Below are 13,455 nucleotides of genomic sequence, written 5' to 3'. Positions count from 1 at the left end.
GCCCCGACGGCACGGCGATTTGGCTGCAACCTGGGCATCGCGTTAATGTTTTCCCAACGTGGCAGAGATAAAGGTCTACCAAACTAGCGTTGGATCGCCGCACCGCGGCCCGTCGATGCGCGGCTCACGGCGACATCCCCCTCACCCGTCCTTCAGCAACCGGTCCGCCTTCTTGCGTACCAGCACGGTGCGCAAGTCATGCATCGCCAGCAACAGCGCATCCGTCACCTGTTCCAACTGCTCTTCCGTGGCCCGCGACTGGGCCCAATGGGTTGTGGTGTTGAGATAATCCACCGCCCGCAGGATATCGTCGATATCGCGATGCTCGATCAGCTTGAGCCGCTCAGTCATCCACTCGGTGATCGCGGCGACATCCGCCTCGCTGAGTTCACGGTCGCCATGCGGCTTGATCTCGGATTTGCGGATGTTGACGACGGCGATCTGGTCCATGTCGATCCGGCGCTGACGGTTCTCGGTATCCACCCGGAACACGAACGCCCCGTTCTCTCGAACCCGAAAGTAATAGTCTGGAAGATCACCCGCCATCGCGTCACTCGCTTTCCAGCACGCGCCAGAGCGATCCATCGGGATCGACCAGCGCGAACATGCGCGGCGCGTCGGCCAGCTTGAACGGGTCCGTCAACCGGGGGATCGCGTCACGTGATCCAGTCAGGCCCGTTGTCGCGCGCCAATCGGCATGCAGTCCGTCGATCTTTGGCAGCCGCAGGCAGGCCGAGAAACAGCTCTGGCCAGGGTCCAGATCGGGATGCGGGAAGAATTCGACAGTCATGCCATCCCGGCTCAGGATCATCCAGCCGTCATTGCGAAAATCGGTCTGAAAGCCGAGCGTCGCGTAAAATCGCTCGGTTGCATCGAAATCCCGGCTGGGCAGGTTTGCGGTGATCTGGCCTGTGGTCATGTCATCCCTTCGCAGAACGCCTGTATCCGCCCGCAGGCCTCTTTCAGCGCCGTGTCGGAGGTAGCGTAGCTGACCCGGAAGTTCGGCGAAAGCCCGAAGGCGGCGCCGAAGACCACGGCGACGCCGGTTTCCTCCAGTAGCGCCGTGGCAAACGCCTCGTCATCCTCGATTAGCGCCCCCCCGGCACTCGTCTTGCCGATCAGCCCGGCAATCGACGGGTAGACGTAAAAGGCCCCGTTGGGCACCGGGCACTCGACGCCCTCGATCTCGTTCAGCATCGACACCACCAGATCGCGGCGGCGCGTGAAAACGGCGTTGTTCTCGGTGATGAAGTCATGGCTGCCATTCAGCGCCTCGACCGCCGCCCATTGGCTGATCGTGCAGGGGTTTGACGTGGACTGCGACTGGATCTTGCGCATGGCCCCGATCAGCCGCTCCGGCCCCGCCGCATAACCGATCCGCCAGCCGGTCATGCAATAGGCCTTGGAGACGCCATTGCAGGTCAGCGTCCGGTCATAGAGCGCCGGTTCGACCTGCGCAGGGGTGCAGAACTGAAAATCGTCATAGGCGAGGTGTTCGTACATGTCGTCGGTCATCACCCAGACATGGGGGTGACGCATCAACACGTCGGTCAGGCCCTTCAATTCGTCCCATGTATAACCCGCCCCGGTGGGATTGCTGGGCGAGTTGAAGATGAACCAGCGGGTTTTCGGCGTGATCGCCGCCTCCAGCGCCTCGGGCGTCAGCTTGAACCCGGTCTCGATGCCCGCAGGCACCACCACCGGCTCGCCGCCCGCGAGCAGCACCATGTCGGGATAGCTCACCCAATAGGGCGCGGGGATTACCACCTCGTCACCGGGATTGAGCGTCGCCATCAGCGCATTATAGAGGATCTGCTTGCCGCCCGAGGCGACGCTGACCTGTGCGGGCACATACTCCAGCCCGTTATCGCGCTTGAACTTGGCGCAGATCGCCGCCTTCAACTCGGCGATGCCATCGACGGCGGTATATTTCGTCTTGCCTTCCTCGATGGCGCGGATGCCCGCCGCCTTGATATGATCGGGCGTGTCAAAATCCGGCTCGCCCGCGCCAAGGCCGATCACGTCGCGCCCCGCTGCTTTCAACTCCTGCGCCTTCGTCGTCACCGCGATGGTGGGCGAGGGCTTCACGCGCGATAATGTCGCTGACAGATCGGACATGGCCGCCTCCGGTTTGAATTCACCTGACAAATCTCATAGGTTGCCGCCAAAGGTTGATCAAGGACGATCGCCGGAAAGGGATGAGATGACGACAGACACCAATGACAGCTGGTTCGACCCCGATGCCACCACCTTCGGCGATCGCGTAGCGGGCGCGCGCGAACGTGCGGGCATGACCCAAGGCGATCTCGCCAAGCGCCTCGGCGTGAAGCTCAAGACACTCAAGGCCTGGGAGGACGACCAGTCCGAGCCGCGCGCCAACAAGCTGTCGATGATGGCGGGGCTCTTGAATGTCTCGCTGCTCTGGCTGCTCTCGGGCGAGGGCGACGGGCCCGATACGCCTGCGGTCGGCGAATTGTCCCCCGATATCAGCCAGATGCTGACCGAAATCCGCGACATCCGCGCGCAGCTCACCTTTTCCACCGACCGTCTCGGCCGGATCGAGAAAAGCCTGCGCGCCAAGCTGCGGGAAGAAGCCGTTGAGTGACGAGCCGCGCGAGCACCGTCTCAAGCGTCTCTCTATGCGCTCCATGCGGCGCGGCATCAAGGAGATGGACATCATCCTGAGCCGCTATGCCGAGACCCGGCTGGCGGCAATGGACGATGGCACCCTCGGCACCTACGAATCGCTCCTGTCGGAAAACGATCAGGATCTCTACCAGTGGGTGACCGGCCAGGTCGCCCCCCCGCCGCGCTTTGCCGATCTGGTCAGCGATATCTCGGGCGTGGCCTGTTCGGGAAAATAGATCGGATTTTACACGTCATTGTCGCGATTTAACCGATTATTGGGCTTTTTGCCCCAGTTTCCGATGCGAGCAGACACGCACGGAGATGGATATGAGCTTTCAAAAACCCCTGAGCCCCCCGACCGGGCAGACCGCGTTCATCATGGCCTATCTCGACGCGCTGTCGCTGGTCGAACGGCTTCACCGGCTGTTGCTCGACGTCATCAAGGACGAGTTCGAGCGCGTCGGCATCCTTGATATCAACGCGGTGCAGGCGCTGCTCTTGTTCAATATCGGCGATCACGAGGTCACCGCCGGGGAGTTGAAATCGCGTGGCTACTATCAGGGCAGCAATGTCAGCTACAACCTCAAGAAACTGGTCGAGATGGGCTATATGCACCACCAGCGCTGCGAGGTCGATCGCCGCTCGGTCCGGGTGCGCCTGACGGAAAAGGGGCGCGGCATCCGCGATGTGGTGGCCGGGCTTTTCGCGCGACACGCCGAGGGGCTGGAAGGGCGCGGCGTGCTCGGCCCCGACGGGATCGACCAGATCACCTCGTCGCTGCGCCGGGTGGAGCGGTACTGGACCGACCAGATCCGCTATATCTACTGAGCGGGCAGCGCGCCCAGCACGATATCGCTGATCTCGCGGTACAGCTTGCGGCCCATGGCACGCTCGAAATCCTCGAACCCTTGCGCCAGTTCCAGAAACGCGCCGGGCCCGCGCAGCACCTCGTCGCGGTAATGCCGCAGCACGGTGGTATCATGCCCCAGGATCACCAGCCCGTTCACCGTGATCCCCTGAAACGGAAAATGCTTGTAGGCCAGCGCGGGCGCAAAACCCTGATTGTTGATCCCATCGCCCGACACGTCGATCACCCGCCGCGCACAATCGGGCGCGCGGGTCATCACCTGCGCGCCATAGCCCAGGGCCGAGCCGAGTGCCGTGGGATAATCCGAGGTCGAGCGTTCCATCCCGACCAGCACCGCCACAGCACGGGTGATGTCGGCGTGACCGCGCAGATAGGTCCAGTCGAGATGCAGCTTTTCCTGAAACCGCCCGCTCCATTCATAGACCGAGAGGGCCACATCGCCCTCGCCGGTCAGGATCGCGTGGCGGATATCGGGCGCATCGAGCGCCGCCGCCAGCCCCGCACGCTGCAGATCATATTCCCGCGCATCGACCGAAGACGACACATCGAGCGCCAGCACCAGCGCGAGGCGGCAGGCCGCCTCTGCCGGGGCCGCAATCAGCCCCGACAAAAGAACCGCCCATCTTACCAATGGCCGGTGTTTTCCATGCTCGCCCAAGGCTCGGCGGGCTCCAGCGCGTCGCCCTCCTGCAGCAACTCGACCGAGATATTGTCGGGGCTGCGCACGAAGGCCATGCGCCCGTCGCGCGGCGGGCGATTGATCACCACGCCATTGTCCTGCAGATGCTGGCACATCTCGTAGATATTGCCGACCGAATAGGCCAGATGCCCGAAATGCCGGCTGTCATCGGGCAGCGCATCATCGCCATCCCAATTATAAGTCAGCTCCACCGGGCACTCCTCCTGCCCCTCGGGCGCCATGAAGACCAGCGTGAACCGGCCCCCGTCATTGTCCCAGCGACGCGTTTCCTTCAGGCCCAGCAGGCCAAAGAACCGCATCGTCGCGTCCAGATCCTTGACCCGGACCATGGTGTGCAGATACCTGATTTTCATCGCGTGCCTCCTTATTTACGTCCCGCCAGAGGATAGTGGCCCGCGCCGCGATGTCGAGAGGCGCAATTCCGGCAGCGAAACCACCCGATATCGGCTTGGCGCATCGCCCCCCCGCAAGATATAGTGGGCAGCGACTCATCTCCGCCCTGACCAGCCCATGAAAGGCCCCGCCATGCCCCTCAGCCCAGACCAGCAGGCCGAAATCGACGCGCAACGCAGCGAGACGCAGCAGACCCTGCGCGCCACCGCCCCGGGGATGGAGAAACATCTCTATACCGCGCATCCCGTGCTCGACCACGGTTTCGTGCGGGTGATCGACTATATGGGCGACGATGCCGCGATCTGTCAGGCGGCGCGGGTGTCCTACGGGCGCGGCACCAAATCCGTGAGCAATGACGAGGGGCTCATTCGCTACCTCATGCGGCACTGGCACTCGACCCCGTTCGAGATGTGCGAGATCAAGCTGCATGTGAAACTGCCCGTGTTCGTGGCGCGCCAGTGGATCCGGCACCGCACCGCCAACGTCAACGAATATTCGGCCCGCTACTCGATCCTCGACCGCGAATTCTACATCCCCGCGCCCGACGCGCTCGCCGCGCAATCGACCACCAACAATCAGGGGCGTGGGGCGGCGCTCGAGGGCGAGGAGGCCGACCGCGTGCTGCGCCTGCTGACCGAGGACGCGATGCGCTGCTATGACCATTACGAGGCGATGATCTCGGACGAGGGGCAGCAGGGTCTGGCGCGCGAACTCGCCCGCATGAACCTGCCCGCCAATATCTACACCCAGTGGTATTGGAAGGTCGATCTGCACAACCTCTTGCATTTCCTGCGCCTGCGGGCGGATGCCCACGCGCAATACGAAATCCGGGTCTATGCCGACGCGATCTGCGACATCGTCGCCGATTGGGTGCCTGCGGCCTACAAAGCCTTCGCCGACTACCGTATGGGCGGTGCCACGCTGTCGTCCACCGCTCTTGATTGTATCCGCCGGATGTTGAAGGGTGAGCAGGTGACGCAGGAGAATTCCGGCATGAGCAAGGGCGAATGGCGGGAGTTTGAATTAGTGATTGGAGTACAAGATGTCTAAGCGACTGTTTATAAGCCATTCTTGGTCTTACAGTGAACGTTATGGTTCAATGGTTAATCTGCTTGATAACAGACAATAGCACGGCATCGGCAATCGAGCTGCCTTGCCCCTGCAACACTTCAACCTGCCGCAGCTTCAGCACGATCTCTTCGGGTTTGTCTCTCTTTCCAGCCATCTCTGCTCCTCCTGAAATGGGATAATACTATCCCAGTTGGTGGACCACTTCAGTGGGGGCACTCCAATCGAAGAAAGTTCTGGTTCGGATTTTCAGTTTTACTCTACATCGTAGCCGCAGTCCTGTTGCTCTCGGAAGAGCTAGATGGTCCCGACCTGACTTGGGGTTTTTCATTTCTTCTGGTCGTAGTGACATCGAGTTTTGGTTGGATTCAAGTGAAACGGCATGGTGAGTTGGCGGCAAGCTATACCCTTACGGCCCATGAAATTGGGTCTATACAAACGCTTGCATTAGAAATTAGCGATGAGACAAAACTGTCGGAATTTGTAAATGCCGCTGAGTTTGCGTTCTCAAGAGAACACACGCAATGGCAGGCTCGGCGCGATTTCGGCTAGGACATCTGAGTTTAGCCAACGAACGGTGGGATTCCAACCCACTACCCCCGCACGACACCCGCACACCATCGGCAAGGTGAAACCCCACCCTCCGCCCCCACACACCCAGAACACCTTGTTTACTCGAAAGAAATTGACAGGCGGGGTGGAGTGGTTACCATCCAAGCCACCTGCATCACCTGTTCAAGAGGTTTCCCATGCGCGTTTCCAAGACATCGCTTTTCCCCGCCCTGGCGCTCGCCCTTCTGGCCGGTCCGGCCCTCGCCGAGGCGCCGAAAGTCTATGCTTATCAAAGCCATGCCAATTACTGCCCCTCGGGCCTGCAACCGGTCAGCCTGAATGGCGTGATCTGCTGCGGCAAGCCGACCGCCGATCAGACCTATCAGCAGGCCAAGTCGCATCCGGTCACGTACAAGCCGCGCCCGACGCGCAGCGCGCGGGCGAATTTCGATTGCCCGATCGGGGCCAAGGGCTGTAACTGAGCCGGATCAGCGCATCCTCATGCAGGGGCACCATGGGTCGGCACCCCTGCATCTGGTGTGCGCCGAGGGCTCAGAGCAGTTTGAGATCGGACGCCATCTGCCGCCCGTCGCGCCCATCCTGAAGCTCGAAACCGACCTTCTGATTGTCCGCCAGCCCCGTCAGCCCGGACCGCTCGACCGCAGAGATGTGGACGAACACATCCTTGCCGCCGTCGTCCGGCGCGATAAAGCCGTAACCCTTTGTCGTATTGAACCATTTCACGGTGCCAGTCGGCATGCCGCTTCTCCTTTGTCTTCGCTTCCCGGGAAAATGCCCGACCATGACACGAAAAATCGCGCAAACCCCCGAAATCGCACGCAAAATCGGAGGTATTACCCGGATCGTGACGGTTACAATGATTGCACCGCCAATGTAAAAATCAAGCGAAACTCCGTGACCTGTGTGGAAATGCCGGATAAGCAGGCAAAAAATGACGAGGCGACGCAATGATCCTGTACGGCTTGAAAACCTGCGATACGTGCCGCAAGGCATTGAAATCCCTTGAAAAGGCCGAATTCCGCGATGTCCGCGCCGAGGGCTTGCCCAAAGATTTGGCGCAGGCGGCACTGGCGCAATTCGGTGACGCGCTGCTCAATCGCAAATCCACCACGTGGCGCGCGCTCCCCGATGATGACCGTAGCCGCGACCCGCTTGCCCTGCTGACCGATCACCCGACGCTGATGAAGCGCCCGTTGATCGACGATGGCGGCACGCTCTATCTGGGTTGGGGTGCGGACACGCAGGCCGCACTGCTTGGATAACGCGCGGCAATCCCTATATAGAACAGAGATTTAGGAGGTATAGTTCATGCGCAGCGCGGCAATGGTTCTGGGGATTATCGGTGGCTGTCTGGCGATCCTCGTGGGGTTTTTCAGCTATGGCTATACCGAGGCGGTCAACCGGTTTGGAGAGGTCGAGGGGCTGATGACGCAGGTGACCGACCCCGCGCTCATCCGCACCGCCAGCTTTCTCGCCCCGATGCTGGCAATCGCCGGCGGGGCGATGGCCAAGATTCGCGCGCTCAGCGGTGGCTTGCTGCTGATCCTGTCGGCGGGGCTGATGTATTACGCCTTCGGCTTCAACGTGTTCACCATGTTCCCCATCGGCATGACCGGTCTCGCCGGGCTGCTCGCGGTGACCGCGGGCAAGCCGGACGAGCCGAAATCACATTTCTGAGGCCGCCGTCAGAGCAGGTCCGGCGGCGTCGCCTCGCGCGCCAGCGCCTCGGCCATCTCGTCAAGCCCGCGCATGCTGGTCTGTTTTTCGCCAAGGCGACGAACCGATAGCGTGCGCTCCTCGACCTCGCGCATGCCACAGGCAAGGATCACCGGCACCTTGCCGACCGAGTGCTCGCGCACCTTGTAGTTGATCTTTTCGTTGCGAATGTCGGCCTCCGCGCGGATGCCGAGAGCGGTCAATTTCTCAACGACTTCATGCACATAGTCATCCGCCTCTGAGGTGATCGAGGCCACGACAACCTGACGCGGGGCCAGCCAGAAGGGCAGGCGCCCGGCATGTTCCTCGATCAGGATGCCGATGAACCGCTCGAAGCTGCCCAGCACGGCGCGGTGCAGCATCACCGGGCGATGCTTGGCCCCGTCGGTGCCGATATAGGTCGCGTCCAGCCGCTCGGGCAGGACGAAATCGACCTGCAGCGTGCCGCATTGCCAGTCACGCCCGATGGCGTCGGTCAGCACGAACTCGAGCTTGGGGCCGTAAAACGCGCCCTCGCCAGGATTGAGGCTGAAGTCGCAGCCCGCCGCCTCGGTCGCGGCCTTCAGGGCGGTTTCGGACTTGTCCCAGACGTCATCACTGCCGGCCCGCGTGTCGGGCCGATCAGAGAACTTGACCGAGAAATTCTCGAACCCGATGTCGCGATAGATGTCGGACAGGAAGTCGATGAAGCGGCGCGTTTCCGCTTCGATCTGATCCTCGGTGCAGAAGATATGCGCGTCATCCTGCACAAAACCACGCACCCGCATGATGCCATGCAGCGCCCCCGAGGGCTCGTAGCGGTTGCACGAGCCGAATTCGGCCATGCGCAGCGGCAGGTCACGATAGCTTTTCAGCCCCTGATTGAAGATCTGCACATGGCAGGGGCAGTTCATCGGCTTGAGCGCGTTTACCGATTTTTCGCGGGCGTGATCCTCGTCGACCTCGACGATGAACATGTGCTCCTGGTACTTCTCCCAATGGCCCGAGGCCTCCCACAGCTTGCGGTCGACAACCTGCGGCGTGTTCACCTCGACATAGCCGCCACGGGTCTGCTGGCGGCGCATGTAGTCCTGCAGCGTGGTGTAGATTTTCCAGCCGTTGGGGTGCCAGAAGATCTGACCGGGGGCCTCTTCCTGCATGTGGAACAGATCCATCTCACGGCCCAGCTTGCGGTGATCGCGGCGCTCGGCCTCCTCCAGAAAGGTGAGGTAGTCCTTGAGCTTTTCCTTGGACTGGAACGCCACGCCATAGATGCGTTGCAGCATCGGGCGGCTGCTGTCGCCGCGCCAATAGGCCCCGGCGACGCTCATCAGCTTGAAGGCGTCAGCGGGCACTTGACCGGTATGTTGCAGATGCGGGCCGCGGCACAGATCCTGCCAGTGTCCGTGCCAGTACATGCGCAGCGGCTCGTCGCCCGGAATGGCCTCGATCAGCTCGATCTTGTAGGGCTCACCGGTGCCGCGATAATGCTCGATGGCGCGCGGGCGCTCCCAGATTTCGGTGCGCACCGGATCGCGCAGGTTTATGATATCCTTCATCTTTTTCTCGATGAGGCCGAGATCTTCGGGGGTGAAGGGCTCTGCGCGGTCGAAATCGTAGTACCAGCCGTTCTGGATGACGGGGCCGATGGTGACTTTCACGTCGGGCCAGAGCTCCTGCACCGCGCGGGCCATGATATGAGCGAGGTCATGCCGGATGAGTTCGAGCGCCGGGGCCTCGTCCTTCACCGTGTTGATGCTGATCGCCGCGTCCTGCGCGATCGGCCATTGCAGATCCCAGTGCTGGCCATCGACATGCGCCGAAATGGCCTTTTTCGCCAGCGAGGTCGAAATGCTCGATGCGACTTCGGCAGGGGTGATGCCTGCCGGGTAGTCGCGCGCATTGCCATCGGGGAAGGTGAGGGAGATATCGGCCATTGCTCTGGCTCCTCGTCGGTTTGGCGCCCACGGAACGCCCGGTTGCGGGTATGGTTGCCGCCTAATGCCCGCCGCGCGCCTGCAGGTCAAGACCTGCCTCCGAAAGAGGCAGACCGCATCGGCGCAAGACACCATACCGATGCATACCCAAAAAGAATTGGACATGTCGGAATTGATGGCCTAAATGCCGTTTATCGGTCGCGAAACAATATTACGCTGCGCCTGCACAATAGCGGGCAGCAGCAAGGGCTGAGGAGGCCACAGACATGCCGGGTTACAATTCCAAATTCGAACTGTCGGTCGAGGATATGGATCTGATCGAGGCGGCGCTGCGTCAGACCAAATCCGAACTTTCGGCGCGTGTGCTGCCCGACATGGAACAGCACGACAAGACCGAGGACAGCATCGGCGAGGCCGATGAGACGCTGCGCCAGATCCACGATCTGCTGGGCCGTCTGCACAACCAGAAGGTCTTTTACCGTCCGCGTCGCGGGGCCTATATCGGCGGGTGATCGAACGGGCCTGCCGCTGATCTGATGTCTTTGCTCACCGACCGGCTGATCGCGCCGGATATGGCGCCGCATGAGGCGCGCAATGCCCGGCGGCACGTGGCGGCGCTCAGTCTTAGCAAGCTGTCGGACGGGCTGGTTGATCCGAAACTGGTCCTAAGCTGGCTGTTGGGCACCATGGGTGTGCCCGCCGCCTTCATCGGCATGCTGGTGCCGATCCGCGAAGCCGGGGCACTTCTTCCGCAGATTGTGCTTGGTGGCTGGCTGACCCGGTTGCGGCAACGCCGGTGGGTCTGGGTCACCGGCAGCGCCGTGCAGGGGGCTGCGGCCATCGGCATCGCGCTCGCCGCGCTATGGACCGGGGGCGTATTGGCCGGGGTGCTGGTCTGCGCCTTGCTTGCCTGTCTCGCGGTGGCGCGCGCCGCCTGTTCGGTCTCATACAAGGATATTCTGGGCAAGACCGTGGGGCAATCGCGCCGCGGCGCGGTGACGGGCCTTGCGGGGTCGGTCTCGGCGGCGGCGGTGGTGATTTTCGCGGCGCTGATGCTGACCGGGGTGCTGAAATCCCAAGACGCGCTGATCGCGGCTATCGCGCTCGCCGGGCTGGCGTGGCTGGTGGCCGCTATGGTTCTGGCGGGGCTGCGCGAGCAGGACAGCACCCCCGATGACGCCTCGCCGGTCGAGACCTATCGAGAGATTTTGCGCCGGGACGCCAACCTGCGCCGCTTTATTCTGGTGCGGGGCCTGCTGGTCTCGACCGCACTTGCCCCGCCTTACATGGTCCTGCTGAACGCACAGGAGGGCGGTGCATTGGGCACGCTGGGGGCGATGCTGCTGGCCTCGTCGGTGGCGGCGTTTGCCAGCTCCTACGTCTGGGGGCGGCTGGCGGATCGCGACAGCGCCCGGGTGCTTGCCCTGGCAGGCGGTTTTGCCGGGCTGGCGATGCTGGCGGCGATGGCGGCGCAGGTGATGGGGCTTGCGCAAGGGCCTGGTGTGATCCCGGCGATCCTGTTTGTGCTGATGCTGGCCTATCAAGGCGTGCGGCAGGCGCGCTCGGTCTACCTCGTGGATATCTCCGACCCGGAGTTGCGGGCGCAGAATGCCGCGATTGCCAATACCGCCATTGGGGGCATCCTGCTTTTGGCCGGGGTCATCGGCGGCGGGCTGTCCTTTGTCGGGCCGCTTGGCGCGCTGGCGGGCTTCGCCGCAATGGCGCTGGCAGGCGGTGCCTTTGCCCTGACGTTGCGTCGCGTGGCAAAGTGATCCGAAACCGGTTTGCCCTGATCGGGCCGCGCGTGCATGATCGTCCCGGACAACGCGGGAGGACACGATGCAAGAGCCGTCTTATCTGACCACCGCCGAGGGGCGTCAACTGGCCTATCACCTCACGCCGGGGCAGGGGCCGGGCGTGGTGTTCCTGGGCGGGTTCAAATCCGACATGGAAGGGACCAAGGCGCTCTGGCTGGAGGAGTGGGCGCAGCGCACAGGCCATGCCTTCCTGCGGTTCGACTATTCCGGCCACGGGCAATCCTCGGGGGCGTTCACCGACGGGTGCATCGGCGATTGGGCAACCGATGCAAGGGCGGCGATCGAGGCGCTGACCAAGGGGCCGCAGATCCTCGTGGGCTCATCCATGGGGGGCTGGATCGCGCTCTTGCTGGCGCGTGCGATGCCGCAGCGCGTGGCGGGGCTGGTCACGATTGCCGCCGCCCCGGATTTCACCGAGGATTCGATGTGGGCCGGCTTTGACGCGGCACAGCGCGCGACGTTGCAGACTGAGGGGCAACTCGCCCTGCCAAGCGACTATGGCGAGCCCTATATCATCACCCGCCGCCTGATCGAGGAGGGGCGCGAGAACCTGGTTTTGCGCAGCTCGCTCGATTTGCCCTTTCCTGTTCGATTTCTGCAAGGAACCGCCGATAAGGACGTGGATAAATCCGTTGCATTGTCGCTTTTGGACCATTCTATCGGGCCCGATATGCGGCTTGTTCTGGTCGATGGGGCCGATCACCGGTTCTCTGATCCCGACTGTCTGGCGCTGATCGGGGCCTCGGTCGAAGAGGTGATCGCACGGGCGGGACAGGTGTGATGCGGCGGGTACTGCGCGGGCTGGGGCGGCTGGCGCTGGGGCTGATCGCTGTCAGTGCCGTGGCGCTTGTCCTTGCCCCGCGCGAAGAGGTGGCCGCGCCCGCACCGTTCGAGCCGCGCAAGTTCGGCGAGGGGATCGGCGTTTATCTCGAAGTAGTCGAATCCGCCTATGACGACATTCGCCCCGACAGCGAAAAGCGCGTGATCTGGGCCGGGCAACGCGAGACGCGCACGCCGATTTCGATCGTCTATCTGCACGGCTTTTCCGCATCGAGCCAGGAAATCCGCCCGGTGCCGGACCGGCTGGCCGAGGCGTTTGGTGCGAACCTCGTCTATACCCGGTTTCGGGGCCATGGGCGCACGCCTGACGCCATGGGCGAGGCAACGGCGAGCGACTGGCTCGAGGACGCGGCCGAGGCGCTGGCGCTCGGCCGGGCCACCGGCGAGCGGGTGATCGTCATCGCCACCTCGACCGGGGCAAGCATCGCGGCGGTGGCGCTGCAGGAGGCGGCCCTGCGCGACGGCGTGGCGGGGCTCATCATGGTCTCGCCGAATTTCGGGATCAACAACCCGGTGGCGCCCCTGCTGACGCTGCCGGGCGCGCGTCACTGGCTGCCGCTGCTGGCCGGACAGAGGCGCAGTTTCGAGCCGCGCAATCCCGGACAGGCGGCGGAATGGACGACGGAATATCCCAGTGCTGCGGTCTTTCCGATGGCCGCCATCGTCGCCCATGCGCGTGATCTCGATTACACCGGCATGACGCTGCCTGCGCTCTTTTATTATTCCGACGCCGACCGCGTCGTGCGGCCCGATATCACGGCAGAGGTGGCGGCCCGCTGGGGCGGCCCGGTGACGCGCGGCACCCCCGATCTGGGTCCCGAGGATGATCCCTTTGCCCATGTCATCGCGGGCGATATCATGTCACCGGGGAACACGGCGCGCGCGATTGACGCGATGCGCGACTGGATTTCCGGCGTAATCTGACGCACCGGCGCA

20 protein-coding genes are annotated in these 13,455 nt (G+C 62.9%); 12 read left to right on the top strand and 8 right to left on the bottom strand.

The window, feature by feature from the left end:
• Nucleotides 1–141: 141 nt before the first annotated feature.
• From PVU19_RS12400 to PVU19_RS12390, 3 genes are read right to left on the bottom strand one after another with little or no spacing between them, the layout of a single operon-like run.
• Nucleotides 142–546 carry a hypothetical protein gene (locus PVU19_RS12400; protein ID WP_050662202.1) on the bottom strand — a complete coding sequence of 135 codons (405 nt, stop codon included), beginning with the start codon at nt 544–546 and terminating at the stop codon, nt 142–144.
• Between the two features lie 4 nt (nt 547–550).
• On the bottom strand, nt 551–919 hold the full coding sequence (locus PVU19_RS12395; protein WP_050662203.1) for a bleomycin resistance protein: 369 nt from the start codon (nt 917–919) through the stop codon (nt 551–553).
• Complete coding sequence (locus PVU19_RS12390) at nt 916–2,118, bottom strand: pyridoxal phosphate-dependent aminotransferase (RefSeq protein WP_050662204.1); 1,203 nt, start codon at nt 2,116–2,118, stop codon at nt 916–918. The genes PVU19_RS12395 and PVU19_RS12390 overlap by 4 nt, the downstream gene beginning before the upstream one ends.
• 85 nt (nt 2,119–2,203) lie before the next feature.
• On the opposite strand from PVU19_RS12390, the gene PVU19_RS12385 reads away from it, so the two are divergent.
• The 3 genes from PVU19_RS12385 to PVU19_RS12375 all read left to right on the top strand — a co-directional run bounded on the left by PVU19_RS12385 (nt 2,204) and on the right by PVU19_RS12375 (nt 3,456).
• Complete coding sequence (locus PVU19_RS12385; RefSeq protein WP_050662205.1) at nt 2,204–2,605, top strand: helix-turn-helix domain-containing protein; 402 nt, start codon at nt 2,204–2,206, stop codon at nt 2,603–2,605.
• A 34-nt stretch (nt 2,606–2,639) separates the two neighbouring features.
• On the top strand, nt 2,640–2,864 hold the full coding sequence (locus PVU19_RS12380; protein ID WP_050662206.1) for a succinate dehydrogenase assembly factor 2: 225 nt from the start codon (nt 2,640–2,642) through the stop codon (nt 2,862–2,864).
• A 91-nt stretch (nt 2,865–2,955) separates the two neighbouring features.
• Nucleotides 2,956–3,456 (top strand): MarR family winged helix-turn-helix transcriptional regulator, encoded by a 501-nt coding sequence (locus tag PVU19_RS12375; RefSeq protein ID WP_050662262.1) that lies wholly within the window; start codon nt 2,956–2,958, stop codon nt 3,454–3,456.
• Here the strand turns inward: PVU19_RS12375 and PVU19_RS12370 are convergent.
• Both PVU19_RS12370 and PVU19_RS12365 read right to left on the bottom strand, forming a co-directional pair.
• Nucleotides 3,450–4,106, bottom strand: coding sequence for a DUF1194 domain-containing protein (locus PVU19_RS12370; RefSeq protein WP_235575741.1), 657 nt, complete (start codon nt 4,104–4,106; stop codon nt 3,450–3,452). The two genes, PVU19_RS12375 and PVU19_RS12370, sit on opposite strands and share 7 nt — an antisense overlap.
• Before the next feature lie 14 nt (nt 4,107–4,120).
• Nucleotides 4,121–4,549, bottom strand: a complete 429-nt coding sequence (locus PVU19_RS12365) for a VOC family protein (protein ID WP_050662208.1) — start codon at nt 4,547–4,549, stop codon at nt 4,121–4,123.
• A 172-nt stretch (nt 4,550–4,721) separates the two neighbouring features.
• On the opposite strand from PVU19_RS12365, the gene thyX reads away from it, so the two are divergent.
• Complete coding sequence (gene thyX / locus PVU19_RS12360) at nt 4,722–5,639, top strand: FAD-dependent thymidylate synthase (protein ID WP_050662263.1); 918 nt, start codon at nt 4,722–4,724, stop codon at nt 5,637–5,639.
• Nucleotides 5,640–5,685: 46 nt separating this feature from the next.
• On the opposite strand, the gene PVU19_RS12355 is transcribed toward thyX, so the two are convergent.
• Nucleotides 5,686–5,814 (bottom strand): hypothetical protein, encoded by a 129-nt coding sequence (locus PVU19_RS12355; protein WP_268784885.1) that lies wholly within the window; start codon nt 5,812–5,814, stop codon nt 5,686–5,688.
• 2 nt (nt 5,815–5,816) lie between these two features.
• Here PVU19_RS12355 and PVU19_RS19395 point away from each other — a divergent pair, with 2 nt between their 5' ends.
• A complete protein-coding gene (locus PVU19_RS19395; protein ID WP_200901847.1) occupies nt 5,817–6,209 on the top strand; it encodes an SLATT domain-containing protein in 393 nt (130 codons plus the stop codon).
• 197 nt (nt 6,210–6,406) lie between these two features.
• The gene (locus tag PVU19_RS12350) at nt 6,407–6,691 is read left to right on the top strand and encodes a hypothetical protein (protein ID WP_050662209.1); all 285 of its coding nucleotides are present in this window, start codon (nt 6,407–6,409) and stop codon (nt 6,689–6,691) included.
• A gap of 70 nt (nt 6,692–6,761) precedes the next feature.
• On the opposite strand, the gene PVU19_RS12345 is transcribed toward PVU19_RS12350, so the two are convergent.
• Complete coding sequence (locus tag PVU19_RS12345; RefSeq protein WP_050662210.1) at nt 6,762–6,968, bottom strand: cold-shock protein; 207 nt, start codon at nt 6,966–6,968, stop codon at nt 6,762–6,764.
• Nucleotides 6,969–7,177: 209 nt separating this feature from the next.
• Between PVU19_RS12345 and PVU19_RS12340 the strand changes: the two genes are divergently transcribed.
• Nucleotides 7,178–7,492 carry an arsenate reductase family protein gene (locus PVU19_RS12340; protein WP_050662211.1) on the top strand — a complete coding sequence of 105 codons (315 nt, stop codon included), beginning with the start codon at nt 7,178–7,180 and terminating at the stop codon, nt 7,490–7,492.
• Nucleotides 7,493–7,538: 46 nt separating this feature from the next.
• Nucleotides 7,539–7,907, top strand: coding sequence for a hypothetical protein (locus tag PVU19_RS12335; protein WP_050662212.1), 369 nt, complete (start codon nt 7,539–7,541; stop codon nt 7,905–7,907).
• An 8-nt stretch (nt 7,908–7,915) separates the two neighbouring features.
• Here PVU19_RS12335 and thrS read toward each other — a convergent pair whose 3' ends face one another.
• Nucleotides 7,916–9,862: a threonine--tRNA ligase gene (gene thrS, locus PVU19_RS12330; protein WP_050662213.1), complete on the bottom strand. Its 1,947-nt coding sequence runs from the start codon at nt 9,860–9,862 to the stop codon at nt 7,916–7,918.
• 266 nt (nt 9,863–10,128) lie between these two features.
• Here thrS and PVU19_RS12325 point away from each other — a divergent pair, with 266 nt between their 5' ends.
• From PVU19_RS12325 to PVU19_RS12310, 4 genes are all read left to right on the top strand, one after another.
• On the top strand, nt 10,129–10,374 hold the full coding sequence (locus PVU19_RS12325) for a hypothetical protein (RefSeq protein ID WP_050662214.1): 246 nt from the start codon (nt 10,129–10,131) through the stop codon (nt 10,372–10,374).
• Nucleotides 10,375–10,398: 24 nt separating this feature from the next.
• Nucleotides 10,399–11,634, top strand: a complete 1,236-nt coding sequence (locus PVU19_RS12320; protein ID WP_050662215.1) for an MFS transporter — start codon at nt 10,399–10,401, stop codon at nt 11,632–11,634.
• A gap of 67 nt (nt 11,635–11,701) precedes the next feature.
• Nucleotides 11,702–12,460, top strand: coding sequence for an alpha/beta fold hydrolase (locus PVU19_RS12315; RefSeq protein WP_050662216.1), 759 nt, complete (start codon nt 11,702–11,704; stop codon nt 12,458–12,460).
• On the top strand, nt 12,460–13,443 hold the full coding sequence (locus PVU19_RS12310; RefSeq protein ID WP_050662217.1) for an alpha/beta hydrolase: 984 nt from the start codon (nt 12,460–12,462) through the stop codon (nt 13,441–13,443). The genes PVU19_RS12315 and PVU19_RS12310 overlap by 1 nt, the downstream gene beginning before the upstream one ends.
• The last annotated feature ends 12 nt before the right edge of the window (nt 13,444–13,455 follow it).

It is taken from the genome of Roseovarius tolerans (assembly GCF_028885395.1).
Taxonomy (GTDB): domain Bacteria; phylum Pseudomonadota; class Alphaproteobacteria; order Rhodobacterales; family Rhodobacteraceae; genus Roseovarius; species Roseovarius tolerans.
The sequence above is the reverse complement of the archived record's forward strand: the minus strand, read 5'-3'. Positions and strand labels throughout refer to the sequence as shown.